The sequence below is a fragment of the Kitasatospora cineracea genome, assembly GCF_003751605.1.
GTDB classification, from domain to species: domain Bacteria; phylum Actinomycetota; class Actinomycetes; order Streptomycetales; family Streptomycetaceae; genus Kitasatospora; species Kitasatospora cineracea.
Map to the genome: position 1 here is coordinate 142,679 of NZ_RJVJ01000003.1, position 25,378 is coordinate 168,056.

General features: G+C 75.0%; 18 protein-coding genes. 3 read left to right on the forward strand and 15 right to left on the reverse strand.

From position 1 onward, the window contains the following. Window positions 1–93: 93 nt before the first annotated feature. Window positions 94–288 carry a hypothetical protein gene (locus tag EDD39_RS34815; protein ID WP_123563601.1) on the reverse strand — a complete coding sequence of 65 codons (195 nt, stop codon included), beginning with the start codon at window positions 286–288 and terminating at the stop codon, window positions 94–96. Between the two features lie 233 nt (window positions 289–521). Further along, window positions 522–1,100 carry a dihydrofolate reductase family protein gene (locus tag EDD39_RS34820; protein ID WP_123563602.1) on the reverse strand — a complete coding sequence of 193 codons (579 nt, stop codon included), beginning with the start codon at window positions 1,098–1,100 and terminating at the stop codon, window positions 522–524. A 100-nt stretch (window positions 1,101–1,200) separates the two neighbouring features. On the opposite strand from EDD39_RS34820, the gene EDD39_RS34825 reads away from it, so the two are divergent. Next, window positions 1,201–1,797 (forward strand): TetR/AcrR family transcriptional regulator, encoded by a 597-nt coding sequence (locus EDD39_RS34825; protein WP_123563603.1) that lies wholly within the window; start codon window positions 1,201–1,203, stop codon window positions 1,795–1,797. A gap of 55 nt (window positions 1,798–1,852) precedes the next feature. Here the strand turns inward: EDD39_RS34825 and EDD39_RS34830 are convergent, their stop codons facing one another. The 6 genes from EDD39_RS34830 to ligA form a co-directional block, all read right to left on the reverse strand. Then, window positions 1,853–3,136: an SUKH-4 family immunity protein gene (locus EDD39_RS34830; protein WP_162870313.1), complete on the reverse strand. Its 1,284-nt coding sequence runs from the start codon at window positions 3,134–3,136 to the stop codon at window positions 1,853–1,855. Window positions 3,137–3,194: 58 nt separating this feature from the next. After that, entirely contained in the window at window positions 3,195–5,258 is a 2,064-nt protein-coding gene (locus EDD39_RS34835; RefSeq protein WP_208765737.1) for an ATP-binding protein, read from the reverse strand. Window positions 5,259–5,355: 97 nt separating this feature from the next. Next, a complete protein-coding gene (locus EDD39_RS34840) occupies window positions 5,356–7,539 on the reverse strand; it encodes an SUKH-4 family immunity protein (protein WP_123563605.1) in 2,184 nt (727 codons plus the stop codon). 96 nt (window positions 7,540–7,635) lie between these two features. Beyond that, window positions 7,636–12,078: a toxin glutamine deamidase domain-containing protein gene (locus EDD39_RS34845; protein ID WP_148089585.1), complete on the reverse strand. Its 4,443-nt coding sequence runs from the start codon at window positions 12,076–12,078 to the stop codon at window positions 7,636–7,638. A 118-nt stretch (window positions 12,079–12,196) separates the two neighbouring features. Next, window positions 12,197–12,583 (reverse strand): hypothetical protein, encoded by a 387-nt coding sequence (locus tag EDD39_RS34850; protein ID WP_123563607.1) that lies wholly within the window; start codon window positions 12,581–12,583, stop codon window positions 12,197–12,199. Window positions 12,584–12,789: 206 nt separating this feature from the next. Continuing rightward, window positions 12,790–14,928 carry an NAD-dependent DNA ligase LigA gene (gene ligA / locus EDD39_RS34855; RefSeq protein WP_123563608.1) on the reverse strand — a complete coding sequence of 713 codons (2,139 nt, stop codon included), beginning with the start codon at window positions 14,926–14,928 and terminating at the stop codon, window positions 12,790–12,792. Between the two features lie 274 nt (window positions 14,929–15,202). Between ligA and EDD39_RS34860 the strand changes: the two genes are divergently transcribed. Beyond that, window positions 15,203–16,210, forward strand: coding sequence for a hypothetical protein (locus tag EDD39_RS34860; protein WP_123563609.1), 1,008 nt, complete (start codon window positions 15,203–15,205; stop codon window positions 16,208–16,210). A gap of 195 nt (window positions 16,211–16,405) precedes the next feature. Here the strand turns inward: EDD39_RS34860 and bioD are convergent, their stop codons facing one another. The 6 genes from bioD to EDD39_RS34890 all read right to left on the reverse strand — a co-directional run bounded on the left by bioD (window position 16,406) and on the right by EDD39_RS34890 (window position 23,386). Further along, entirely contained in the window at window positions 16,406–17,137 is a 732-nt protein-coding gene (gene bioD, locus EDD39_RS34865) for an ATP-dependent dethiobiotin synthetase BioD (RefSeq protein WP_123563610.1), read from the reverse strand. A gap of 37 nt (window positions 17,138–17,174) precedes the next feature. Next, on the reverse strand, window positions 17,175–18,500 hold the full coding sequence (locus EDD39_RS34870; RefSeq protein ID WP_123563611.1) for an adenosylmethionine--8-amino-7-oxononanoate transaminase: 1,326 nt from the start codon (window positions 18,498–18,500) through the stop codon (window positions 17,175–17,177). Then, a complete protein-coding gene (gene bioB / locus EDD39_RS34875) occupies window positions 18,500–19,720 on the reverse strand; it encodes a biotin synthase BioB (RefSeq protein WP_123563612.1) in 1,221 nt (406 codons plus the stop codon). Before bioB ends, EDD39_RS34870 begins: the two co-directional genes overlap by 1 nt. Before the next feature lie 1,316 nt (window positions 19,721–21,036). Then, window positions 21,037–22,251 (reverse strand): MFS transporter, encoded by a 1,215-nt coding sequence (locus tag EDD39_RS34880; protein WP_208765738.1) that lies wholly within the window; start codon window positions 22,249–22,251, stop codon window positions 21,037–21,039. Window positions 22,252–22,373: 122 nt separating this feature from the next. Beyond that, window positions 22,374–22,865 carry an RrF2 family transcriptional regulator gene (locus tag EDD39_RS34885; protein ID WP_123563613.1) on the reverse strand — a complete coding sequence of 164 codons (492 nt, stop codon included), beginning with the start codon at window positions 22,863–22,865 and terminating at the stop codon, window positions 22,374–22,376. A gap of 107 nt (window positions 22,866–22,972) precedes the next feature. After that, a complete protein-coding gene (locus tag EDD39_RS34890; protein ID WP_208765739.1) occupies window positions 22,973–23,386 on the reverse strand; it encodes a (2Fe-2S) ferredoxin domain-containing protein in 414 nt (137 codons plus the stop codon). Window positions 23,387–23,671: 285 nt separating this feature from the next. Between EDD39_RS34890 and EDD39_RS34895 the strand changes: the two genes are divergently transcribed. Beyond that, the gene (locus EDD39_RS34895) at window positions 23,672–24,226 is read left to right on the forward strand and encodes a hypothetical protein (RefSeq protein ID WP_123821001.1); all 555 of its coding nucleotides are present in this window, start codon (window positions 23,672–23,674) and stop codon (window positions 24,224–24,226) included. A 143-nt stretch (window positions 24,227–24,369) separates the two neighbouring features. On the opposite strand, the gene EDD39_RS34900 is transcribed toward EDD39_RS34895, so the two are convergent. Continuing rightward, window positions 24,370–25,032 (reverse strand): hypothetical protein, encoded by a 663-nt coding sequence (locus tag EDD39_RS34900; RefSeq protein ID WP_148089586.1) that lies wholly within the window; start codon window positions 25,030–25,032, stop codon window positions 24,370–24,372. Window positions 25,033–25,378: the final 346 nt, after the last annotated feature.

Genomic DNA, 25,378 nt, shown 5'->3' on the forward strand with positions numbered 1-25,378 from the left:
AGTCCGCCGGGAACCCGGGCAGAGGTGCGAGGCCGGCCAGGAGTTCGACACGGGCCGGTTCTGCGCGGCGGGGGCGGCGGCGGGGTCCTGCTGCTACTGGCCGAGCAGGTGGGCGAAGTCGTTGCCGAGGCCGCCGAGCATCGGGAGGGCGCCGAGGTCGGTGATCGCGCCGACCGGGATGCTGTAGCCCTGGTTGGGGACGGGGGCGGGGGCGTCGTCGGCGAGGGCCGGGGCGGCGGGGGTGAGGAGGGCGGCGGCGAGGGCGAGGGCGGAGAGTGCGGTGCGCATGGGCGGGATCCTCGGGCGTGCGGGGGCGGGGGACGGCTTGACGGCCGTTCAACGCCCGGGCGGCCCGGCCGGTGACGGGAGGGCGCCCGTTCGGAGCATCCCGCGCACGACGGACGCCCCGCCCGCCGCCGGGCGGCGGTGAGCGGGGCGGAGGGCGGCGGACGGGCAGGAGCGCAGGACCGTCACGGCCGCCAGGGCCCCGAGGGGTCCGCGCTGCCGGGCGTTCGCCCGCGTCACCCGGCCGGGCGGTAGGTGGTGACGGTGCCGCCGTGGCTGAAGGTCAGGGTCTCCACCGGGGCGAACGGGCGCGGGCGCAGCGGGCCGGCGAACGCGGGGATCCCGCCGCCCGCCACCACCGGGTACCGCTTGAACACCAACTCGTCGATCTCCGGCAGCAGTTCGGCGGCCAGCCGGCCGCCGCCGCACAGCCAGAGGTCGCCGCTGCCCGGCCGCTGCTTCAACTCCCGCACCAGGCCCAGCGGATCGGCGCGCACCAGGTGCACCGCCGGGTCGTCCACGCCGGGCAGCGTGCTGGAGACCACGTACTGCTCCAGGTGCGGGTACGGGCTGGGGATGCCCGCGTCCAGGCCGGGGCGGTAGGCGCCCAGGCCCATCAGCACCGTGTCGAAGTGCTTGTTGGGGGTGTCCGTCAGGCCGAGCTGCGGGCGGCCCTGCACCGGAATGGTCTCCGGGTACTCGTCCAGCTGGTGCTGCGCCATGTCCGGCGCACCGGGGTAGAAGTCGAACTCGCCGGACGGGCCGGCGATGAAGCCGTCCACGGAGACGGCGACGTAGTACACGAGCTTTCGCATCCAGGAACCTCTCGACAGGGAAGGCCGATGAGTACTCGTTCCGTAGTACTCTGGCCGGAGTGGTAAGAACGTAGCACTATGACTGGAGTGGTTACAAGCGATGGCCCGCAGCAACCCCGAGCGCCGAGCCGCCCTGCTCGACGCCGCCCTCGAAGTCCTGGCCGAGGAAGGCGCCCGCGGCCTCACCTTCCGCGCCGTCGACCAGCGCGCCGCCGTCCCCGCCGGCACCGCCTCCAACTACTTCGCCAACCGGGATGCCCTGCTCGCCCAGTGCGCCGACCGCGTCTACGAACGCCTCGAACCCGACGCCGACACCCTCGCCCAGGGCCTCGAAGGCCCCCGCGACGCGGCCCGGGTCACCGCCCTCATGCACCAGGTCGTCGACCGCGTCGCCGCCTTCCCCACCGGCTTCCTCGCCCTGCTCGAACTGCGCCTCGCCGCGCTGCGCCGCCCCGAACTGCGCGAGGTCCTCACCCGCCGGATCGGCGAGGACGTCCGCTTCAACACCGACTACCACCTCGCCGCCGGCCTCCCCGGCGACGCCACCACCGTCCAGCTGCTCATCCTCGCCCTGAACTGGCTGATCCTCGAACGGCTCACCCTCCCCGACCTGTTCACCCCCGAACACCGCACCGCCCTGGTGGACGCACTGGTGGCCCGCCTGCTCGCGGGCGAGAACACCACCCCCGCGAACTGACGGGCCACCGGAAGGAGCGGAGCGGAGCGGAGGCGGGCCGCCCCGGACCGGGTCCTCAGAGCATGCCGTCCCAGAGCTGCTCGACGACGACCGCCCACCAGTTCTCCGGATCGTCGAAGACCGTGCCGTCGAGGGCGGCCAGCTCGCGCTGGAAGGCGTCGACGACACCGGCCGCCGCGTACGGGTCGAGGCCGCGCAGGGCGGGGCGGCGCTCGGCCAGCAGGGCCAGGCAGCGGAGGTAGGAGTTGAGGTCGGAGTTGAGGTAGCGGCCGGTGCCGTTGTCCGGGTCGACGGCCCAGACCCGGCCGGCGCCCTCGGCGGTGCACTGGACGGCCACCAGCGCGTGGCCGTCGGTGCCCAGCAGCACGTACTCGGCCAGCACGGCCCGGGCCCGGTCCGGGACCCGGGCGCCGCGGCCGACCGCCGCCAGGTAACCGGCCACGTCCGGCAGCCCGGGCACCGGCGCGAAGAAGCCCTCGACCCGCACCGGCAGCCCCGCCCACACCAGCGTCTGCCGGGCCGCCTCGGGCAGCGGCGAGGCCGCCGCGTCGTCCGCGTCCGCCCGCTGCACGCCCTCCGCGCCGAACAGCCCGGCCAGCCGGCGCCCCAGGGCGGCGTCGCGCTCGGCGCCCGCGGCGGGCACCGCACGCGGGAACGGCACCCGGTTGGGCCGCGGCGGCACCGGCCGCCCGGCCGCCCGGAAGGACTCCTCGGTGGCGTCGGTGAGGGCCCGGACGGCCGCGGCCCGGCGGTCGTAGCGCGGACCGTAGTCGTGGCCGTAGGAGAACGAGGCGACCGGCAGCTCGGCGAGCAGCACCGCCGCGCAGTAGCCGCCGGGCAGCTCGCACGGACGCAGGTCGGTGTAGACCGACAGCACGTCCTCCGGGCGCACCCCCCGCTCCTGGAGCGTCCGCCAGGCCCGCACCTCCGGGTGGCCGGTCCCGGGAGTGGAGAGCAGGAACAGGCTCTGCTCCTCGCCCTGCGCGTCCCGGTACCCCAGCACGGCGGAGGCGCCCGGGCCGACCAGCGGCGGACGGGAGGGGTCGTACGAGCCCGCACCCAGCTTGTCCCGGTAGAGCTGCACCACCTCGTCGACCGGCACCGAGGGCCAGTGCGTCAGTTCACCGCTCTCCCGGTCGACCACCGCGCAGGCGGTGCCGATCTCGGCGGGCGCCCGGCGCTCCCCGGTCGCCGGGTCCGGCCCGGCGGCCGGCAGCACCGGCCACAGCACCCAGCCCAGCTCGAACTCGTGCACGCCGATCCGGTGCCACTGCTCCTCGGGCTTGGCACCGTTGATCCACTGGTGGGCCGTCTCGATCGCCTGCTCGCGGGTCGTCACGCGGTCGTTCTCCTTCAGGGCGGGTCGGACAGGGTTCACAGTAGTGCAGCCGCCCGTCTCAACCGGCGGGCACAGCGGCCGGGGCCGCGGGCCCGGAGGCGTCCGGGGCGACGGACGCGGGGGCGTCGAGGACTGAGTCGGCCGGGGCGGTCGGGGCGGTCGGGGAAACGGACGCCGGGGCGGGCGGGGGAACGGACGCCGGGGCGGTCGGGGGAACGGACGCCAGGGCGGTCGGGCGCAGGGCGGCGACACCGCGGGCGTCGGCCAGCAGCAGCAGGCCGTCCGGGGTCAGGTCGGCACCGCCCAGCGGCTCGGCGGAGAGGAACAGCGCGACCTGTGCGCCCGCCCGGCCGTCCGCCTCCCGGGTCCACAGCCGCAGGTAGTCGCCGCCGGTGCTGAGCCCCAGCGGGGTCGCGGAGCGCTCCTCGTCGGTGGGACGGACGAGCAGCGCCGGATCGGTGCCGTCCGGCTCGCCGGTCAGCGCGTCGTAGGCCGCCAACTCCGGCTCCGCGCCCGGCCGGTAGGCCACCAGCACGGCCCCGCCCGCGGGCCGGGCGGCCGCCGTGACCGCCCGGACCCCGTCCAGCGGCCGGGCCCACAGCGTGCGCCACGGCAGTTGGAGGCCGAACTCCGGCGCGGGCAGGCCGTCCTGGCGGGCGGCGTGCTCCAGCAGGGCGGCGCGCAGCTCCGGACCCGGCTCCTGGCGGGTGAACAGCGGCGCCAGCCGCAGCCAGGTCCGGGCCGTCGGCGGCAGCTCGGCACCGGTGGCGACCAGGTGCTCCACCGCGGCCCGCAGCCGCACCTGCTCGGCGTGCAGCAGGAACCCCGGGTCCGCCAGCAGCCCCGGCAGCAGACCGCCCTCCAGCGCGTGGCCGGCCAACTGCTCCCGGACGTACGGCGCGGCCGCCGCCCACCGGCCCGGGCCGTCGCCGTCGCTGTCGCCGATGCCGATGCCGATGCCGCTGCTGCCGTCGCCGCTGTCGCTGCCGCTGCCGCTGCCGCCGTCGCCCAGGGTGGCGAGCAATGCGGTGGCCAGGCGGCGCTGCACCTCGTGGACGGTGCTGCCGAGGCGGGCGCGCAGCTCCGCGCCGAGCGCCGGGTGGACGATCCGGACGGCGGGCGGCCGACCCTCCGCCGTGACCAGGTCGAAGAACGGCAGCAGCAGGTGCTGCCCGCCCGCCAGCGCCGGACCGAGGTCCTTGCCCGCGACCGCCGAGGCGAGCGGCGCCCAGAGTTCGAGCGGCAGCGGCTCGCCCGGCCCGGCCAGCGCCAACGGGGCGAGCAGCCGGCGCAGGGTCAGCTCGGTGACACCGTGGAGCTCGGCCTGCAGGTCGAGCGCGTCCCCGACGGTACGGGGCAGCGGGACCGGCCCGTCCGGCGCGCTGCGGGCCGACCAGGCGGCCAGCCGGACCACCAGCGGACTGTCCGCCGTGCGGGCCAGCTGCGCCGCACCGTCCGGCTGTCGGAGGGAGAACTCGGCCTGCAGCCGCAACCCCTCCTCGTCCCGCCACGGCTCCCGGTCGAGGTCGATCACCAGCAGCTCCCCGGCGGGCAGCACCTCGGCCAGCCGGTCCGCGTCGGCCCGGTCCACCTCGGCCAGCAGCCGGACGCCGGCCGCCAGGGCGAGCGGCCGCAGCACCTCCTCCGCGACCCGGGCGGGCTCGCCCGACCGCGGCAGCACGCCCGCCCGGTCGGCGTCCGCGACCACCACCGTCACCGGCTCCCCGGCCGACCCGATCCCGGCCAGCCGCCCGTCCAACTCCTCGGCGCGGACCGCACCCGGCGAGAAGTGGTCGGCCACCAGCCAGCGCAACTGAACGGCCGACAGCCCGGTGGCGTCGAACACCGGCGGCGCGGGCAGCTCACCCGGCGGCACGGTGGCCGGATCCAGCACGGACAGGTCGAACTCCTCCCGCCGGGACGGCTCGCAGAGCATCAGGAACCCCGTCAGCAACCGGGACCGCCCACTGCCCGGTCGCCCCGTCACGAGCACCGTCCGGGGCGCCCCCGCACCCCCCGAACGCCAGGCCGCCAGCGCACGCAGCGCCACCGCCCGCCCGCCCAGATACGGATGGGGCTGGTAGGACTGCTGCGGGACGGCGGCGTCACTGGAGTCGGTCACGTCGGGGGCTCTCCGGTACGAGGACGGTACGAGGACAGGGCAAGGGCAGGGCAAGGACGGGGCAGGGACAGTCAGGAACGGGGACGGGCGGGGCCGGTCAGTCCCCCCAGTTGTCGGATTCGAGGGCGTACTGCCAGACGTCGGACCCGGCGGCGGCCCGGTCCACGCCCGCGACCCGGGCCCGGAGCTCCTCCAGCACGTCGTAGGTGTCCGGGCCCTCGGTGCGGTACACCTCCAGGTACTGCTTCTCCAGCGCCACCATCGTGACGAAGGACTCCAGCGAACTGCCCACCAGCGGCTCCCGCGGAGCCGCGTGGTCGGGCGACTTCGGGTTCAGCATCCGCAGCACCCGGCCGTCGGAGCCGTCCAGGACCAGCGGGGCGCCCATCCAGTCGCCGATCAGGTGGAACGGTCCGCTGCCGGGCGGTTGTTCCGCGTCGGCGGTGGACTCCCAGGCCCGCACCGGCAGCCCCTCGTGCGGCGTCAGCCACAGGCCGACCAGCCCCGCCACCTCCGGCACGCCCACCTCGGTGAGCAGCCGGCGGGTCGGCTCGTGGGTGATCCCGGCGGGCAGCTCGTCCGCCGTCAGGCGGTGGACCCGCTCGGGGCCGAACGCCCGCTCCAACAGGCCTCGGACGTCCGCCGCTTCGGCCGGGTCGAACGGCTTCGGCAGCAGGAACCCGTCCCCGCCGAGCAGTGAACGCAGCCGCTTCTCCGGCCCCGCGCGGAGCAGGTCGACGTCCAACCGGACGGCGTAGGCGCCCTGCGCCCCGGCCAGCACCAGCAGGTCGCCGACGGCGCCGCCCCAGTCGGCGTCCGGGTGGTGGAACACTCCGAGCGCGGGGGCCTTGCGGTCGGCGCCGGGGGCCAGGACGGCCGTGACGTTGTCGTTCGCGCGGACGTTCAGGGCCGCGCTGCCTGCGGGCAGCATGACCAGCCGGGACTTCTCGGACTCCGCGGACTCGTCGGTGAGCGCGGCCAGCAGCCGGCCCGTGGCGGCGTCCCGGACCAGCCGGAGCGACCCGCTGCCCTCGGTCACCACCACCGGCGCGCCGTCGAACTCGGCGGGGTCCACCAGCTCCACCGTGCTCTGGTGACCGGGCTCGGTGGGCGGCGTGAAGTCCCCGGCGGGCCGCCAGCGGGACCAGACGGTGCGGAACGGCAGCGGCTCGGGCGAGGCCGCGGCCAGGGCCTCGGCCCGCTCCACCTCGCCCCGGGTGAACGCGTCGTGGGCCAGCCAGGCGACCCACTCGCCGTGCGGGGCCCCGGCCAGGCCGTAACCGCTGAGGAAGTGCAGGGCCGCCGCGTGCGTGTCCCGTTCGATGCCGTCCGGGTAGCAGGCCCGGAACGCCTCGAGCAGTGCGTCCTGCGGGATCCCGGCCAGGAGCGTGGCGTCGGCGAGCAGTTCGTCGAACCGCCCGGCGGCCGCGGCGTGGCCCGGCAGCGACCGCAGGGCCCAAGGCTCGGCCGGCCCGTCGGCGAGGAGGAGATCCGTCATCCGGTGGTGGAATGCGACGGCCGCCTCGCCCTCGTAGCGCAACTGCTCCACGAGTGCGGGCCGGACGAACCCGATGCCCTCCTCGTCCTCGACCAGCCAGGGGAGTTCGGCCAACTCCCCTTCACGGCAGGGGACTTCGGCCGCCGCGCAGAGCCGCGCCCAGGCCGCCGCCGGCGCCCGCCACAACTGGCCGTTGGCCAGCGCGCGCAAGGCCCCCAGCACCTCGGGGGAGACCGCTTCGCCGAGCGCCCGGAACTCCTCCGGACCCGCACCGCCCGGCAGCTCCACGACGGTGACCCCGCGGTTCGACGGCCGCTCGTCGCGGGGGCCGCAGGCGCTCCGCTCGACCACCAACTGCAGCCCGCCCTCCTCGGCGGCGATCCGGAGGGTGCCCAGCACCCGCCGCATCACCTGCGGCTCGCCACCGGAGCGCAGCGAGCCCGCGAGTTCGGCGTTGGCGACCAGGATCGTCAGGGGCCGCTTGTCCCGGCGCAGGCCCAGCATCAGGCCGGTCAAGTCGCCGTACGTGTCGCGGACCGTGAAGCGTCGCCGCTGCGGCGGGCGGATCCGGTCGATCAGCTCCGCCGCCACCGAGTCGGCACTGCGCCCGGCCGCGTCCACCAGGACCGCGTCCGGGAAGCGCTCGGCCACGGCCCCGAGCACCGCGCTCCGACCGCTGCCCGCCGCTCCGCGCACCACGACCAGCCCGGGGCCGCCGTCCCGCAACCGCCCGGCCAGCGTCTCGACGGCCGCCTCGACCGCCGCTCCGTCCCGCCCCGTCATCCCGTCGCTCCCTCTCGCTCGTACTCGCCCGGCTCGCCCGGATCGCCCGAAACCGCCGCTGCCGCGGGCACCGCGGGCACCGCGGCCACCGCCGTCCTACTGGAGGCGCTGCTGCTCGGTCACCAGCCAGATCCCGGCCACCTCGCCGACGTGGTCGCCGAAGTCCCGGTTCATGTGCTGGCGCGGTGTCAGCTTGCCCTTCGACTTGCCCTTCGGCTCGTCCTGCGACGTGTCCGGCGCGGCGTCCCCGACCTCGGGCGACTCCACCTTCTGCCCCTTACGGTAACCAGTGGCGTAGTGCACGGGGACGCCCTTGTGGCTCTCCGACAGGTAGCCCGAGCAGTTGGCGTGGCCGGCTCCCCGACCGCAGGGCTCGCGCTCGGTGTAGAGGCTCAGGACCTCGTAGCGGTCCTTCTCGTCGCGGCCGCGGTTGAGGTTCTCCATCCAGTGGCCCGCGTGCGTCTCCGAGTGCAACGGCGTGATGCCGGCCCGGTCGCCGCCGGACGGCACCGAGCTCTCCAGGACGTAGCTAACCTCCTTCGTGGTGGGGTCGTAGACCTCCAGCACCGCGTAGTTCTTCCCGGTGAAGTCGGGACGGTGGACCGCCTGGTCGAAGGAGTCCTCGAACTTGCCGACCCCGAAGACCTTCTTGATCTCCTTCTTGATCGCCTCGGAATCCTGCGCGAGCTTCAGCCCGCCGTCGGACTTGGTCTTCCCGTGGTCGACCGCACCCCGGCTCTCGGTCTCGGCCTGCCCCGGACCGGAGCCCGGCTGGTCGGGGTCCGCCGAGTACGGGTAGGGCTTCTCCTCGGGACTCTTCCCCCGGCCGTGCTGCTCGTGGAACGAGTCGCTCATGCGTCCCATCGACGCCACCACTGCACCCTGCTCACCCGGGTGCATGTCCCCGAAGCCCGGCAGCGCCTGCTCCAGGTCGGACCGGCGCAGCGTCATCGGGTTGTCGCCCGTGGCACGGTCGAGAGCGGCCCCGAGGTGGCCGCTGTCCGCCCACGCGTACAACTGGTCGTAGACGTACTCCATCTCGACCCGGCGGACCTCGTTGGCGACGCGAAGAGTCTGCTGGACCTGGTCGCCCAGGATCCCGTACACGTGGTCGCCGGACTTCTCCCGCGGGGCGAGCCGCTCGTGCTCGGTGCGGGCGGACTCGTGGGCCGGGTGGTCCGGATCGTCCTTGTGCTTCTCGGCGAGCGACTGGTGCGGCTTGCCGTCGTCGGTCTTCTGCTTCCCGTCCCCGCTCTCGCTGGGGTCGGGGTCGGGGTCGGGTGCGGTCTTGTCCTTGCCCTTGCCGGCCGGGTCGGCGGGGCGGCGGTCGGTGCCGCCGTCCCCGCGGTCCGGGCCGTCGTTCCCGGCGGGGCGGTCGTTCCCGGCGGAGCGGTCCGCGGGGAGCGGGCGGCGGTCCGGGTCGAGCGGGACGGCGAAGACGCCGTGGCCGCCGTCGTGCAGGGGTTTGTCGCCGCGTTGGCCGGTCTGGTTGTCGAGGTAGGTGATCCGGCCGCCGTGGTTGACCGCGTTCCAGGCGTGGGCGCGCCCGTTGGCGTCCTGGGTGACGATGACGGCCTGCGAGCCGTGGCCGGCCGCCCGGAGCTGGTCCTCGATCCGCCGGAACGCCTGCTCACCGTTGCCCAAGTCCCGGAACGGCGCGCCGAGTTGGCGCTCCGCCCGGTCGCGGCCGCCCTGCTCGCCGTCCGGGCTCGAGTCGTTGCGCGGTGCGGCGGCGGTCGGGTTGCCGCTGTAGGTGTCCGCGGTGGACAGCGCCACGTCGAGGCAGTTGTTGTCCCGGCCGGGCGCGCGGTGGCCGTCGCCGTTGACCGCCCCGGGCCAGTCGCCGTTCGGATCCGGGTGCCGCTGCGGAGTCCCGTCGGAGTTCCGCGGGATGCGGCTCTCCAGGTCCTGCTGATGCTGCGGGTCCACCCGGTCGAGCCCGCCCGGGGCGTCGTACGGGCGACTGTCGGACAGCGGACGCTCGTCGGCCGGACGGCTGTCGGAGCCGTCCCGCTCGGAGCCGTCCCGCTCGGAGCTGTCGCGTTCGGGGCTGTCGCGTTCGGGGCGGGGGGTGTGCGAGGCGGCCGGTTCCTGGTGGGACGGGGCGTCGGGGCGGGACGTGCCGGGGCCGCGGTCGGCGGCGGGGCGCGGGCCGAGGGACGAGTTCCGGCTCGGCTGCTCGGGGCGCGGGGCGGGGGCGTTCTGGGCGGCGGTGTTCTGGGCGGGGGTGTTCTGGTGGGGGACGGAGGGCGCGGGGGTGGCGGCGGGGCGGTTGCCGGTGGGGGTGGCCGCGGGGGCGCTCCCACCCGGGGTGGCACCGGTCGGGACGGCACCGGGCACGACCGGGGCGCCGGTCGGCGTACCGGCCGGGACGCTCTGCTCAGGGGTCGGCGCCTGGGTCTGGCCCAGGCGCGGGTCCGGTCCTCCGGAGTGGGCCGGGGGAGCGGTGGCGGTGGCGCCCAGGCCGGCGGTGTTGAGGCTGACGGGACGGGTGCCCGCGGTGCCGTCGCCGGAGGCGGTCCCGGCGTGGTCTGCGCTACCGGTGTGGTCTGCGGTGCCCGCGAAGGCCGCGCGGGGATCGACCCGGGCGGGACCGGCCTCGGACGAGGCGTGCGCGGGGGCGGGTGCCGCGGCGTGCTCGGCGGTCCGCGGATCGGGGGTCGCGGCGTCCGGGCGGGTCCCCGCCGGAGCGCTCTCGTCGCGCGGTGTCGGGACGTCACCGGAGTGCGGACGCTCGGACGCGTGCGCGGGCCCGGCCGCCGGGGCGGCCTCGGAGGTGCGCGGCGGCGGGTTGCCCTCGCCGGGCGTCGGGCGGGCGCCGGGGTCGTGGTCGGGCGTGCGGTCCGGGGTGCTGTCGGTGGGGGCGGGACCGGGTCGGCCGGAGTCCCCGTCCGGAGCGTGCGCCGGGGCGGAGTCGGGCCGGGTCGTACCGCTGTCCGGCGTGCGGGAGGAGGCGCTGTCGGTGGAGTCGGGGCGCGTCGGATCGCCGTCGGGCGTGTGGTTCCGGGCGTTGTCGGACGCAGCCGGGTGGGTGCCCGGGTCGTGGTCCGGCGTGCGGGACGGGACGCCGCCCCCCGCAGGAGTGGAAGCGGGCCGCGTCGTGTCCGCGTCCGGGCTGGTGCTGGTGCTGGTGCTGGTGCCGGTGCCGGTGTCGCTGTTCGGCGTGGGGGAGGGCTGTGACGACTCCGGTGCCGAACGTCCGTCCGTGGAAGCCGAGTCGGCGTCGACCGGGGCGCTGCGCGGGGTCGGGCCGTCGGCGGCGGGGGTGCTGTCGGCGTCGGGGGTCAGCCGGGTGCCGAACGGATCGAGCGGCGTGTTGGTGCGGGGCTCGGCCGCCGGTGTCGTCGCCGTCGGCTGCTGCGAACGCGGAGACTCACCGTCCGGACCGGAGGTGCTCTGCCCCGACGGCCCGTCACCGGACGGACCACTGCTGGACGCAGCCGTCCCGGACGGTCCGCTCCCGGCCGGCGTACTCCCGGCCGGCGTACTCGTGGCCGGGCCGCCGCCGGTGGACGTCCCCGAAGCCGGGCTGCTCCCGGTGGGAGCACCGCCGGACGGCGCGCCCGAAGCGGAGCTGCCCGACGACGGACTGCCGTCCCCCGAAGCCGTCCCGCCACTGCCGGAGGCCATCCCGCCACTGCCGGAGGCTGTCCCACCGCTCCCGGAGGCAGAACCGGCGTTGCCGGAAGTGGAGCCGGTGCCGCCGGAGGCAGAGGTGGAAGTGCCCGTGCCGCTGCCGCTGCCGTCGCTGCTGCCGCCACTGCCGTCGCTGCCGCCTGACGAGCCGGAGTCGCTGCCGCGTCCCGCCGCGTGGTCCAGTCCGCTGCGGGCGTGTCCGCCGGCTCGGGCGCCTGCGCCGTCCCGGAGGGCCTCGGTGAAGGTCTGGCCCGAGTTCTTGACCGCGTCCTTGAACTCCTCGGCGCCCGCCTTGCCGGTGCGTCCGAGGTCGTACCCGCTCTGGGCGCCGAAGCCCTGGTTGACGGTCTGGGCGATCAGGTCGCTGATCATGGCCTGGACGGCGGAGACGACCGGTTCCTTCAGCGTCTCCATGATGGCCTCGACCAGGGCCTGCCGGAGTTCCTTCAGCAGGCGCCGCACGATGGCCTTGGTGGCCAGGGTCGCTCCGGCGGCTCCCAGTTCGGACAGGCCGAGGGTGAACGGTGCGGCGGCCTGGGCGGCGATCAACTCCACGGCCAGTGCGACGAGTTGCGCGATCACGGCGACCTTGCAGGTGATCACGATCACCGCGGCCGCGTCGAACGCCGCCGCGATCAGCCGGGCGGCCATCGCGGCGTCCGCCAGGTAGCCGCTGCCGCCGCCGGAGAACTTCTCCCAGGTCTTGCCGAACGCGTCGATGGAGTCGCCCGCGTTGCTCGCCAGCACGTTGTTGGCGGCGCCGGCGGCCCGGTAGTGCAACTCCTCGACCTGGTCGGCGAAGTCGCGCCACACCTGCGCGGACTCCATCAGTTTGTCCTCGTCCGCGGTCGGCCAGTCGAAGCCGAGCATCTCCAGGACCCACTCGACGCTGTCCGGCAACATCAGCGACACTTCGCCAAACCCCCCGTAACGACACGCACTTCACAACAGGACAGACGGCACAGTCAGAACAGACGGCACAGCCACAACAGACCGGCCGGGCCGACCGGGACGGCGCGGGTCAGTGCGCCCGCGGCCGGTACAGCGCGTGGATGCCGCTCCCGACCTGGCCCTGCGCGGACTCCAGGGTCCGGAACGAGCCGTCCGTCGTGGCCTCGTTCGCCTCGTGGTTGGCCGCCATGCCCTGCAGCTTCCGGCCGATCTCGCCGATCCGCTCGCCCAGGGACTGCATCGACTCCTTCATCCCGTCGCGCAGGCCCTCGTACACGACCCCGAACTTCTCGCCCAGGTCGTCGTCGCCCCACGGCGGGGTGTCGCCCTTCTCCAGGGCCTGCAACCGTCCTGACAGGCCGTTCACCGCGGCCAGGAAGTCCTCACCGACCGCCGCCATGCTGCTGCCCTCGGACCGGAGACTGTCCGGATCCACCACGATCTGCTGCGACACCACTGCCCCCGTTGTCACGCGTCCAGGTCGATCCGGCCCACCCCGACCGACCTCGCTCACCAGATCATAATGTTAGCCGTTCGATGGTCATCTCTTTATCTCCCTTTTGCCTCACGAAAACCCGTCAGCCCGGCACGGAGGCGGCACCACCACCACCCGCGCCGGGCCGACGGACCGACAGAACGACGCCCTGCCGGCAGGAGCCGGACTCAGACCGCGACGGGTAGGAGCGCGGCGACCAGCGCCGCGAACTGCTCCGGGTCTAGGATCCGGATGCCCAGCTCCTCCGCCTTCGCGCGCTTCGAACCGGCCTTCTCCCCGGCGACCAGCAGCGTGGTCCGCTTGGAGACCGAGGACGACGCCTTGCCGCCGGCCCGCTCGATCAGCTCGTTCATCTCGTTGCGGGAGAGCGCGGCCAACGCCCCCGTCATGCTGCCCGTCACCACCACCGCCTCACCGCTCAACGGACCGCCGACGGCGGCCTGCGCACCGGTGTCCTGCGCACCGGTGTTCTGCGCACCGGCATCCTCCGCGACGGACCCCTCCGCGACGGCCGCCGGATCGGCCGACGCGACCACCGCGACCACTGCGGCCGCCACGGCCGCCACGGCCGGCGCGGTGACCTGGGTGCCCACGCCCAGTTCCGCCAGCCGGTCCAACAGGGGTGACAGCTCGGCGAGTTCGGACACCACCAGCCGGGCCTTCTCCGGGCCGATGCCGTCCACCAGCGCCAGCGCCTCCGCGTCCGCCGTCCGGATCGACGCCATCGAACCGAAGTGCGCCGCGATCCGCCGCGACATGCTGCGCCCCGTCCCGCGCACGCCCAGCGCGCACAGCACCCGGTTCAGCGGGCGCGTCCGGGCGGTTCCGATCGCCGCGAGCAGGTTGTCCGTGCTGGTGGTGCCCATCCGCTCCAGCGACAGCAGCTGCTCGCGGGTCAGCGTGAACACGTCCGCCAGGTCGCGCACCAGCCCGGCCTCGACCAGCTGCACCGCCCGGGTCGACCCCAGGCCCTCGATGTCCAACTGGTCGCGGCCCGCCGCGTAGACGATCGACGCCACCGCCTGGCAGTTGCGCCCCCGCACGCAGCGCCAGCGCTGCTCACCGGTGTCGATCGCCTCCCCGCAGCGCGGGCAGACGGACGGGAAGACGATCGGCTGCTCCTCGCCGGTGCGCTCCTCGACCAGCGGCGCCTCCACCCGCGGGATCACGTCCCCCGCGCGGTAGACGAAGACCCGGTCGCCCAGCATCAGCCCGCGCCGCTCGATGTCGGCCGGGTTGTGCAGCGTGGCGAACGACACCGTCACCCCGTCGATCACCACCGGCTCCAGCACGGCGCGCGGCGCGATGATGCCCGTCCGGCCCACCGCCCACTCCACCCCCAGCAGCCTGGTCACCTTGTGCTCCGCCGCGAGCTTGCGGGCCACCGCCCAGCGCGGTGCCCGCGAACCGGAGCCCGCGTCCCGCTGGTCGGCCGCGTCGTCGGCCTTCACCACCACGCCGTCGATGCCGAACGGCAGCGCGGCCCGCATCCCCGCGATCTCCTCGACCCGCCGCTGCACCTCCTCGACGCCCTCGCAGCGCAGCGGCGCGGCCGCCGTCGACGCCGCCGTGTTCGCCCCGAGCGCCGCCAGCCGCTCCAGCAGCGCACTGTGCGCCAATTCCCCGTCCAGGCCCACCGCGTCGTAGGCGAAGAACGTCAACTCGATCCGGTACGGCCGGTCCTTGGCCCGCAGCGTCCCCGCCGCGCCGTTGCGCGGGTTGGCGAACGGCACCGCGCCGTGCGCCGTCCGGAGCTCGTTCGCCACCTCGAACTGCGCGTGCGTCAACAGGACTTCGCCGCGCAGCTCGACATCCACCGGCTCGGCGAGGACGGCCGGCAGGCCCAGGACGTCCCCCGCCGTGTGCGTGATGTCCTCACCCGCCAGCCCGTTCCCGCGGGTCAGCACCCGCCGCAGCACCCCCGCCTCGTACCGGGCCGCCACCGCCAGCCCGTCCAGCTTCGGCTCCACGCACCACTTGGCCGGCGCCCGCCCCAGCCGGCGCTCCAACGAGGCCGCCCAGTCCGCGAGTTCCTCCCCCGAGAACACGTTGTCGAGCGAGAGCATCGGCACCGAGTGCGGGACGTCCCCCTCCGCGGCGCCGCCCGCGACCTTGCCGGTCGGCGACTGCTCCGACACCTCCTCCGGGTGGGCCTGCTCGTACGCGGCGATCGCCCGCACCAGCGCGTCGTACTCGTCGTCCCCGAGCGTCGTCGTCCCGTCCGCGTAGTAGGCGGCGGCGGCCCGCGCGGCAGCGGCAACGGCGTCGGCGTAGTCGCCGGAAGAGAGCAGATCGGCCTTGTTCATGACCGTTATTCTTCCGGCGAGCACTGACAATCGACCGTTCCGGGCAAGCCTCCGATCACCTGACGGGCCGTCAGGAAAAGCCGTGGCGAGAGTGCTACGGTCGCCCCAGGCGGACACGCCCGCCACTGACGTCGGACTCGGGTTCCCTCCCGCACGAAACCCGGGGTTGAGGACGCAGAGTGCCACTGGGCACGCGTGAGCCGTACGACCCGTCGTTCCTCCGCCGGGGCACAGTGAGCGGGAGCACAGCAACGTGCCCGGAAGGAACCCGACCGTGCCGCTCAAGGACGACCTCGCCACGCGCGCCCGCGAGATCCAGCGGGAATCCGCGAACACCGTCCCCTACCGCACGGCGCGGAGCATGGCCGCGCGCGAGAAGGGAGCCCTGGCGGTCGAGACACTGCCGGTTCCCGAACGGACCGCGCTGCGCTGCGCGTACACCGGGGAGCGGGAGAGCACCGTGCAGATCCGGCCCGACACCCAGCGCCTCGGCCTGGACGACTGCTCGGACGGACAGCGCACCTTCCGGGCACTGCTGGCGCTCGCCCTGTTCAACGACAACGATTACACCGGTCCGACAGCGCGGTGGAACTACGCGATCGCCGCGGCGTACTCCCCGGTGATGTCGCCCCGCCGGGACGAACTGCTGATGGTGAACAGCACTCCGGAGAACCTCGCAGGTCGGCTGCTGCCCACCTGCGGGGCCAGCGGATGGGGCGTTCCAGGGCTCCGGTACGAGGCGGGCTGCCGGTGCGGGGGACGGGCATCCCTGCGGCTGCGCCACCTGCCCACCGGTGCGCTGCTGACCGTCACGGCGCAGCCGGACAGGGGTCCGTGTGCGGCCGGGAGGCGTTGCCTGTCCGCGTCCGACATGCTCACGGTCGGGCACTGCCTCACCGCGGAGGAGCACCGCACGCTGGAGGCGGTTCCGCCGATCTCACCGGACGCCAGGACGCTACTGGCAGCCCTGACCGTCCGTTACACCATGGTGGACCGGCTCCGGCAGTGGGCCACCAGCCTGGCCTGGGACCCGCTGGACCGGCCGGAGGTCAGGGACCGCAAGTACCCGGAGATGACGCGCGGCCCGGTTCGCCACCTCTGGGGAACCGGGGACGCGTGGACGCTGCGCTGGAGGGGCTACCCGCAGGCCCGCGACGTGGTACGGGCATTGACCCACCGGGAAGCCGGTGTCAGGGGGGCTGTCCCCGTCGGTCGGGGCGATGCGCACCGGGTGGTGCTGGGTACGGCCGCGCTCGACCTGCGCGACGGCGAGGGGAACTGACCCGTGCCCTACCTGACCGGTCAACCGGTGTCCGTTCCGGTGCTGGCCGTCGTCCTCGTCCTCGGCGTCCTGCGTTGCGTCGTCCCGGCGGACTCCCGGCACCGCCTCGAACTGTGGAAGGCGCTCCTCGAGCACCGCCGCCTCCGCCGGGCGGAGACCGGGCCCCGGGCTGGGCGGCGTCGGGGAGGTCGTCCATCAGTCCGGGCGGTGGGCGGCGGTGAAGGCGGCGACGTCCCAGCTGCCGCCCAGGGACGGGGCGAGGGAGGCGGTGGCGAGAGGGTGGAAGGTGGCGGGGGTGTGAGCGGCCGCACCGGACGGGAGGGCGCCGAGCAGGGGGGCGCCGGCGGCGGTCGGGAGGTCGGCGAGGTTGCAGCGGGTGGCGAGGTCGGGGGTGGTGGGCCAGGAGCCGATGACGACGCCGCGCAGGGGGAGGTCGCGGTGGCGGAGGGCCTCGGCGGTGAGCGCGGTGGCGTTCAGGGTGCCCAGGCCGGCCGCCGCGACGAGCAGGAACTCGACGTCCAGGCCGAGGCGCCGGCAGACCAGGGCCTGGTCGGCGAGGGTGCGCCCCCGCTCGTCGTAGCGGACCAGCAGCCCGCCCGCGCCCTCGACCAGGACGGTGCGGTACTCGGCGGCGAGCCCGGCCACCGCCTTGGCGACGTCCTCCGGGTCGAGGGCCGGCAGCCCGGCCCGGCGGGCGGCCGTCTCGGGGGCGAGCGGCTCCGGGTAGCGGGCCAGCTCGACCCCGTGCACCAGCGGCCCGGCCAGCCGGACGACCTCGGCCACGTCGCCCGGTTCGTCCGGCCCGAGCCCGGTCTGGCCGGGCTTGAGGACCGCCACCGGCCCCGGGCTGAGCGCGGCGACGGCAGCGGTGGTCAGGGTCTTGCCGACCTCGGTGCCGGTGCCGGTGACGAACAGGACGGTGGACATGGTGCGGGTGCTCCTGGCTGAGGGTGGGGAAGGGGGGCTAGCTACCGGCGGCGGTGGACGCGGCGGCCGCCGCGGCGACCGCCCGGCCGATCGCGGCGACGTCCGCGTCCGCGGTGACGAACGGCGGCATGGTGTAGATCAGGTCGCGGAACGGCCGCAGCCACACGCCCTGTTCGGCCGCGGCCGCCGTCGCCGCCGCCATGTCGACCGGCGCGTCCAGCTGCACCACGCCGATCGCGCCGAGCACCCGGACGTCCGCGACCCCCGGCTGCCCCGCGCACGGGGCGAGCGCGGTGTGCAGCGCCGACTCGATCCGCTTCACCTCGCCGCGCCAGTCCTGCCGCAGCAGCAGGTCGATCGAGGCGTTGGCGACGGCCGCCGCCAACGGGTTGCCCATGAAGGTCGGGCCGTGCGCGAGCACCGGGACCTCGCCGCGCGAGATGCCCTCGGCGACCCGGCTCGTGCACAGCGTCGCGGCCAGCGTCAGGTACCCGCCGGTCAGCGCCTTGCCCAGGCACATCACGTCCGGTGCGACGCCCGCGTGGTCAGCGGCGAACAGCTCGCCGGTGCGGCCGAAGCCGGTGGCGATCTCGTCGAACACCAGCAGCACGTCGTGCGCGTCGCACAACTCCCGCAGCGCGCACAGGTACGCGGGGGAGTGGAAGCGCATCCCGCCCGCTCCCTGCACCACCGGTTCGACGATCACGGCGGCCAGTTCGCCCGCGTGCTGCCCGATCAGCTCGGCCAGGTGCGCGAGGTACGCCGGGTCGGCGGGGGCGTCGTACCCGGCGGGCGGCTCGGCGGCGAACAGCTGTCGGGGCAGCACCCCGCCCCACAGGTGGTGCATCCCGCCCTCGGGGTCGCACACAGACATCGGGTGGAAGGTGTCGCCGTGGTAGCCGCCGCGCCAGGTCAGCACCCGGTGCTTCTCCGGCCGGCCGAGCGAGCGCCAGTACTGCAGGCACATCTTCAGCGCGACCTCGACCGACACCGAACCGGAGTCGGCGAGGAACACGTGCTGCAGCGGCTCGGGCGTCAACTCGACCAGATTGACCGCCAGTTCGACGGCCGGACGGTGGGTGAGGCCGCCGAACATGACGTGGCTCATCGAGTCGAGCTGCCCGCGCACCGCCGCGTCCAGCACGGGGTGCCGGTAGCCGTGGATCGCCGCCCACCAGGACGACATCCCGTCCACCAACTCCCGCTGCCCGCCCACCGGTTCGGCCAGCCGCAGGCGCACGCCCGCGGCCGACTCCACCACGAGGGGCTGCGCCGTCCCCGGCATCGGGCCGTACGGGTGCCAGACGTGCGCCCGGTCCAGTTCGAGCAACCGGGCGGCGTCCAACGCGTTCTGACGGTCCATCAGGCGTTCGGGGCCAGTTCGGTGCCGGCGCCGCGGCGGCGCACCCGGACCAGGTCGGTGCGCGCCTCGTCCGACTCCGACTCCGACTCCGACTTCGGCTCTGCCGCGACGGCCTCCGGAGCCTCCCCGTGGCCGCCGCACGGGCCGCAGCCGCCGCCCGTCCCGCAGGCGCTCTCCTCCTGGTGGCCGCCGCAGCCCGCACCGGCGGCGGCGTGGGCGCGGTGGCGGGGGAGGGTGGTCTGCTCGGCGCCCTCCACCTCGAAGCCGGCGTCCTTGATCATGTCGAGGTCGGCCTGCCCGGCCTGGCCCTCGCTGGTCAGGTAGTCGCCCAGGAAGATCGAGTTGGCGATGTGCAGGCCCAGCGGCTGCATCGAGCGCAGGTGCACCTCGCGGCCGCCCGCGATCCGCACCTCGATGTCGGGGCAGACGAACCGGACCATCGCCAGGATGCGCAGGCAGCGCTGCGGGGTGAGGTTCCACTCCTCGGCGAGCGGGGTGCCCTCGAACGGGATCAGGAAGTTCACCGGCACCGAGTCCGGGTCCAGCTCGCGCAGCGCGAACACCACGTCGACCAGGTCCTCGTCGCTCTCGCCCATGCCCGCGATCAGGCCCGAGCAGGCCGACAGGCCCGCGCCGTGCGCCTTGGTCACGGTGTCCACCCGGTCCGCGTAGGTGTGGGTGGTGGTGATCTCGCCGTAGGTGGCCTCGGAGGTGTTCAGGTTGTGGTTGTACGCGTCCGCGCCGGCCGCCTTCAGCCGCTCGGCCTGGTTGTCGGAGAGCAGGCCCAGGCAGGCGCACACCTCGACGTTCTCGTCCGCGTCCTTGATCGCCGCGATGGTGTCCGCGACCCGGTCGATGTCCCGGTCCGTCGGGCCGCGCCCGCTCGCCACCAGGCACACCCGCTTCGCCCCGCCCGCGACACCCGCGGCGGCGGCTTCGGCGGCCTGGTCCGGCTTCAGCCAGGTGTACTTGAGGATCTCCGCCTTCGAACCGAGGCGCTGCGAGCAGTACGAGCAGTCCTCCGGGCACAGCCCGCTCTTCAGGTTCACCAGGTAGTTCAGCTTCACCCGGCGGCCGAACCACTGGCGGCGCACCCGGCCCGCGGCCGCGACCACGTCCAGCAACTGGTCGTCGGTGGTGGCCAGCACGGCCAGCGCCTCCTCCCGGGAGGGAAGTTCCCGGCGGAGGCCCTTGTCGGTCAGGATGTCGAGGAGGTCCATGGCCCGATCCTGCCCGGGGCCGCTAGACGTTCGCCAGAGGGAACCCGCCAGAAGATCTCCCACAGGCTGTGCGAGTTGTCACAGTTTTTCGGCACCCGGTGATCACGGGCACCCCGGAACCCGGCATCCGGCCCCTGTGCAGGGCCGCTGTCCGGGCTGCCCGCCCGAGGCGCCCTCGCGCCGGTGCGGCGGGGGACGGACGGGAGCGGGGGACGGGGATCGGGCCGGCGGCTCCCGTCCGGGACCGCCCCGCCGGAACGTTCGACTGATCCGCCACCGGATCGCCACCGGTTCCCCCGCGTTCCTCCAGCCACCCGATTCCGGATCTCCAGGCGGACCGGGCGGAGCGGGCGGAGCAGGGCGGACCGGGCGGAGCAGGGCGGGCGGGGTGGTTCGGAGCGGTCCGGAGATCCGGAGCGGTCCGGGGTGGTTCGGAGCGGTTCGGTCCGAAGCGGGCGGGTGTCCGACCCGAAGGAAGGACTGTCCGATCAACTGTTTACAATCTGCGCCATGACCATCCAGCGGGGCGCGCACGCGCGTGGGGACGACGAGCAGCCGCCGCACGGGCACCGGGCGGTCGGCGAGCGGCGTCGGCTGGTCGCGCTGTGGGGCGTCGTCGCGGTGCTCGCCGCCGGCGGGGTCTGGGTGGTGGCCACCTCGCACCAGCGGAGCACGGCGTCGGGGGTGCCCGGCGCGGACAAGTCCGCCTCCCCCGCGGCCGCGGCGGGCCAGCCCGCGCAGCCGCTGACGGAGTCCCAGTCCTTCCTGGCCGAACGGTACTTCCCGGCCCAGCGCGCCTACGAGTACGACAACTACCGGGCCCGCCGCTCGGCCGCCCGGGAGGGCGCGGAGTGCCGGGCCGTGCAGAACGACAAGACCCGCGACGTGCTGGCCGAACTCGACTGCCAGGGCTGGATGGGCATCGCCCTCACCCGCAGCGACCAGCCGGTGGTCTCCAGCGTCACGGTGCTGCGCTTCTCCGACGCGGCGGTCGCGGCCCGCGCCCTGCCGACCGTCCGGGAGAAGGCCGCGGACTTCGAATTCACCTATCCGGACGGCCTGTTGGCCCCCGCCGGGACCGCCCGGCCGATGACCGCCACCAAGGTCGAACTGGTCGGCCACCACATCACCCTCACCGTCTCGCGCTACCTCGACCAGCGGACCGGCGGGGCCCCGACGAACTCCTCACCACCAGCAACCGGGCCGCCGCGGCCGTCGCGGGCCAACCGTTCATGTGGATGTAGGGCGGCCCGGCCGACACCGCCCTCGTCCGCGTCGCAGCCACCCTCACGCTCTCGTCCGCGTCGCAGCCACCCTCACGCCCTCGTCCGCGCCGTCGTCGCCCGCAGCAGCGCCCCGGCCGCCAGCGCCAGCACCGCCGCCAGCGCGAACACCGCCGCCGCGCCGAACGGCAGCGCCACCCCGCCCAGCACGCTGCCCGCGCCGATGCCCAGGTAGATGCCGGACGCGTTCAGCGACACCAGCAGAGGGCCCTGCTCCGGCGCCGCCGCCAGCAGGCGCAACTGCTGCGGCGGCGTCTGGCACCAACTGCTCGCGCCCCACAGGAACACCAGCGCCCCGACCGCCGCCACCCCGGCCCGCACCTCCCCGGCCGCCAGGCCGGCCAGTGCCGCGAACGCCGCCGCCATCGCGGCGTACCCGGCCGCCAGCACCCGCACCGGCCCGCGCCGGTCGGCGAACCGCCCGGCCAGCAGGTTCCCCGCGACCGCGCCCGCCCCGTACAGCACCAGCGCCGCCACCACCGCCGTCCGCCCCGAGACCCCGACGGCGGCCAGCACCGGCACGCTGTACGAGTACGGGACGTAGCAGGCGGCCATCCCGAGCACCGTCAGCGGCAGCACCCCCAGCACCCCCGGGCGGCGCAGCGCCGCCAGCCGGACGTGCAGCGGGACGGGCTCGGTGCCCGGCAGCGCGGGCAGGGTCAGGCGCACCGCGAGCGCGCACAGCGCGGTCAGCGCCGCGACCGCCCCCAGCGCGGCCCGCCAGCCCAGTCCGACGGCGGCCACCCGTCCCAGCGGCACCCCGAGCGCGGTGGCCGCCGTCAGCCCGCCGATCACCACCGCCAGCGCCCGCCCGCGCCGCTCGGGGCGCACCAGTGCGGCCGCGCTCGCCCCCGCCGTCGGCGTGAACGCCGCCGCGCCGAGCGCCGCGAGCAGCCGGCCGGCCAGCAGCACGGGGTAGTCCGGGGCGAGCGCGGTGAGCGCGTTGGCGGCGGCGAGCAGCACCAGCGCGCCGACCAGCAGGGTCCGCCGGGGCAGCCGGGCGGTGGCCACCGCGAGCAGCGGCGAGGCCAGCGCGTAGCAGGCGGCGAACAGGCTCACCGACTGCCCGGCCGCCGAGGTCGACACCCGCAGCGAGGACGCCATCGCGGGCAGGAACCCGGCGGTGACGAAGGCGTCGGTGCCGACCGCGAAGGTGCCCAGCGCGAGCACGGCGGCGAGACCGAGACCGGCCCCGGTGGGGGGCGGGGCCGGGGCAACGGGGGATGGTGCCTTGAGCGCGTCGGTCACGGGGGAGCTCTCCTCGGTGGCGGGCGTCGACCGCTATTCGGGACATCTGGTGTCCCGAATAATTCGAGACACACTGTATCCAGAATCGGCGGATGCGGAAGGGGTTTCCGGTGGGCGGCCGCTCAGCCCGCGATCCCGGCCAGCCGGGCGTAGTTGGCGCGGACCCGGGCCACCGAGGCGGCCGGGGTGGCCGCCGCCAGGTCGGCCACGCTCTGACCGGAGAGCTCGCGCCGCCAGGCCAGTTCGGCCCGGCGCATCGCGGTGGAGACCCCGCACGGGCGGGCGAACTCGGACGCGGCCGAGCCCGTCGCGGAGACGCCCCGCTGCCGGATCTCCGCGCAGGCGAACAGCGGATCCGGGCCCTCGACGGCGGCCACCACGTCCATCATGCTGATCCGCTCCGGCTCCCGGGCCAGCCGCACGCCCCCGCGCGGCCCGGAGACGGACGTCAGCACCCCGGCCCGGGTGAGCCGTTGCAGCACCTTGTTCAGGTACGTCGGCGACAGCTCGAACATCGCCGCCAGCCGGGCCGAGGGCACCGGCTCCGCCCCGCCCACCCAGACCAGGGTGAGACAGCAGTGCAGGCCCCACTCCACGCCTTCGCTCGTCCGCATATTCCGGATGGTAACTATCCGGAACCCGGCCGCGCCAGCAGCGGCCCCGGCCGGACCTCGGCCCCGGCCGGACCTTGGCCCCGGCCGACCGGCGGTGCCCGGGGCGGTCAGTCCTCCAGGTGCTCCTGGACGCGACGCGAGGGCGAGAAGGTGTACAGGTCGAGGATGGCGGGCAGCGGAGCCAGCCCCGGGCCGCCCGCCTCGACCCAGGCGGTGACGTCGGCAGCGGCGGCACGGTCGTTGACCAGCCCGAGCCAGACCGGCCGCCCACCCGCCCGCCGGCCCTCCGCCGAAGGCTGGACGACCACCACGTTGGCGTGGTCGCAGGCATCCAGGCAGGTCACCGGACGGACGGTGGCCACCTCGGCCAACGAGGCGTGCAGGTCCGCGAGTTGGGCGGCGTGATCGAGACCGGGGATCTTCGGCGTACCGCAGCAGCAGCCCCGGCAGACCGAGACCGTGCACCGCGCCGTCGCCCCCCGGACCGGAACGGCGGCCTCCCCGCCGATCCGGCGGCTCACCGGCTGCCCTCCACGACGCCCCGCCCCACCGGCACCTGTCCCGCTGGCACCTGCCCCACCGACACCCGCCGCCCGGCGGCCTCCAGTTCTCGCACGGCGGCGACTCTATCCTGCGACAACACCCCGCCGACCGCGTGCCTCCCCTCCCTTCCCCTCCCTTCCCCCCTCCGGCTCGAGAGCCGGACCGGCCGGGCACCAGGCCGACCCGAGCACCCGACACCCGCCCCCGCACCCGGCGGCGGTAGGCTGCCGGGCTTCGGATGATCATCGGAACGGGGACGTGGGGTGGAAGTACTGACGGGCACTCACCGGGCGCACTTCGTGGCGATGTGGGTGCTGTTCGCGGCCGAGGTCCTGTGCCTGGCGGCGACCGCCCCGCCCCTGCGCCTGGTGGCCCCCGTGTGGCTATGGGCCGGACTGGTCGGACTGGTCGCGCTGCTCTTCCTCTCCGCCCTGGTGCGCTGCTTCAATGCCCAGTTCCCGCGCCGGGGCGGCTGGTTCGACCCCGTGCTGTACGTCTGGAACCTCCCGCGCGGGCTGAAGACCTGGTACGGCATCGCCCTCTGCCTGGTCGGCCTCGGCCTGGCCACGGCCGCCGGCGCGCAAGACGCCCGCCAGGACGACACCGGCTACTACCTGCAACGCCACGACACCCGCACCGAACTCACCCGGGCCGAGTACGAGAAGGTCCGCGGAGCCTTCGTCCGCATCGCCACCGGCATCCCGGCCGGCCTCTGCGTGGCCGGCAGCTTCCTGGTCCTGCTCTCCGCCGACATCGCCCACGGCGCCGCCGAAGCCGCCGCCCGCCCCCGCCCGGGCGGCGGCCGCCACCGCCCCTGAAGGCCGTCGCGGGTCGTCGCGGGCCGTCGCAGGTCGTCGCAGAAGGTGCGGTCCGGACGGGCCGAAGCCCGTCCGGACCCGCCGTCCCCCTCGCCGACGGCTGCCCGTAACGGCAGCGCCGCCACGGCGGGGACCCGCTGCGCTCACATCTCGGCGCCCCGCGCCGGAAGCAGGTCCGGTCGGCTTCCGGCGCCGAGTGCCGGCAGCCCGAGGAAGGACAGCGGGACGTGCCCCTGTAGCACCAGGAAGCCGAAGAACAACTGAGCCGCGACCAGCAGGAGCAGCGGCCAGCCGCCGAAGAGCACCAGGAGCATCGGCAGGGCGCTGGGCAGCAGGCCCACGAGCGCGCCCACCTTTGCGCCACGTTGCGCGCGGGGGGCCTGGACGAGCAGTAGTACGAAGGTCGGAACGTTCACCCAGATCACCACCATGCCGAGCAGCGCGAGGTCGGATCCGATTCCCGGGTCGCCCTCCCCGTCCGGCACGATCAGTGCCGCGACCACGGTCAGCACCAGAAAGGGCGTCAGGCAGCAGGCGACGTACTGCAGCACGGCCTGTCCGAGCCACCGCATCTCCGCCCGCCGTCTCGCCCTCGACCGGCGGACCACCAGCCGGCTCGCGAGGAACAGTCCGGCCACCGCGCCCGACGCCTCCAGCACGGCGAGGCTCCCGGAGTCGACCTCCCACGACAGGAGACGCCACACCACCAGCCCTGCCGGCTGCACTGCCACCAGCGCCGCAGCCGGCGCTCGCTTCCCCATCCATGCGCCCGTCAACCGGCCCACCCCAATATTGAACGAGTTCAAATTTGCGGCAAGGCTACCCTCGCCAGCTCGAACGCAACAGCCCCGCCCGAATTCGCAGGGGTGGGGCAGGGCGGCCCGTCGGCGCGGCGGAGGCCGGGGGATCGCTCGCCGGGTGGATCGTCAACCAGCCGTCCTGGTCGGCAGGTACCCACTGCGCGGACCGTCCGGCTCGGCGTAGACGCACCACGAGAGTTGACCGTCCTCCTTCGCCGACGCCAGGTCTATCGGGTAGGGCTCCGACCCGCCGGCCGGGACGTCGAACCTCAACTCCACGCCGGTGCGCCGAGCGTTCCCGGTCCCGGTGAACCTCCGGCTCCCCTCCCGGTCGGTGCTGCCCCGCTCCGGC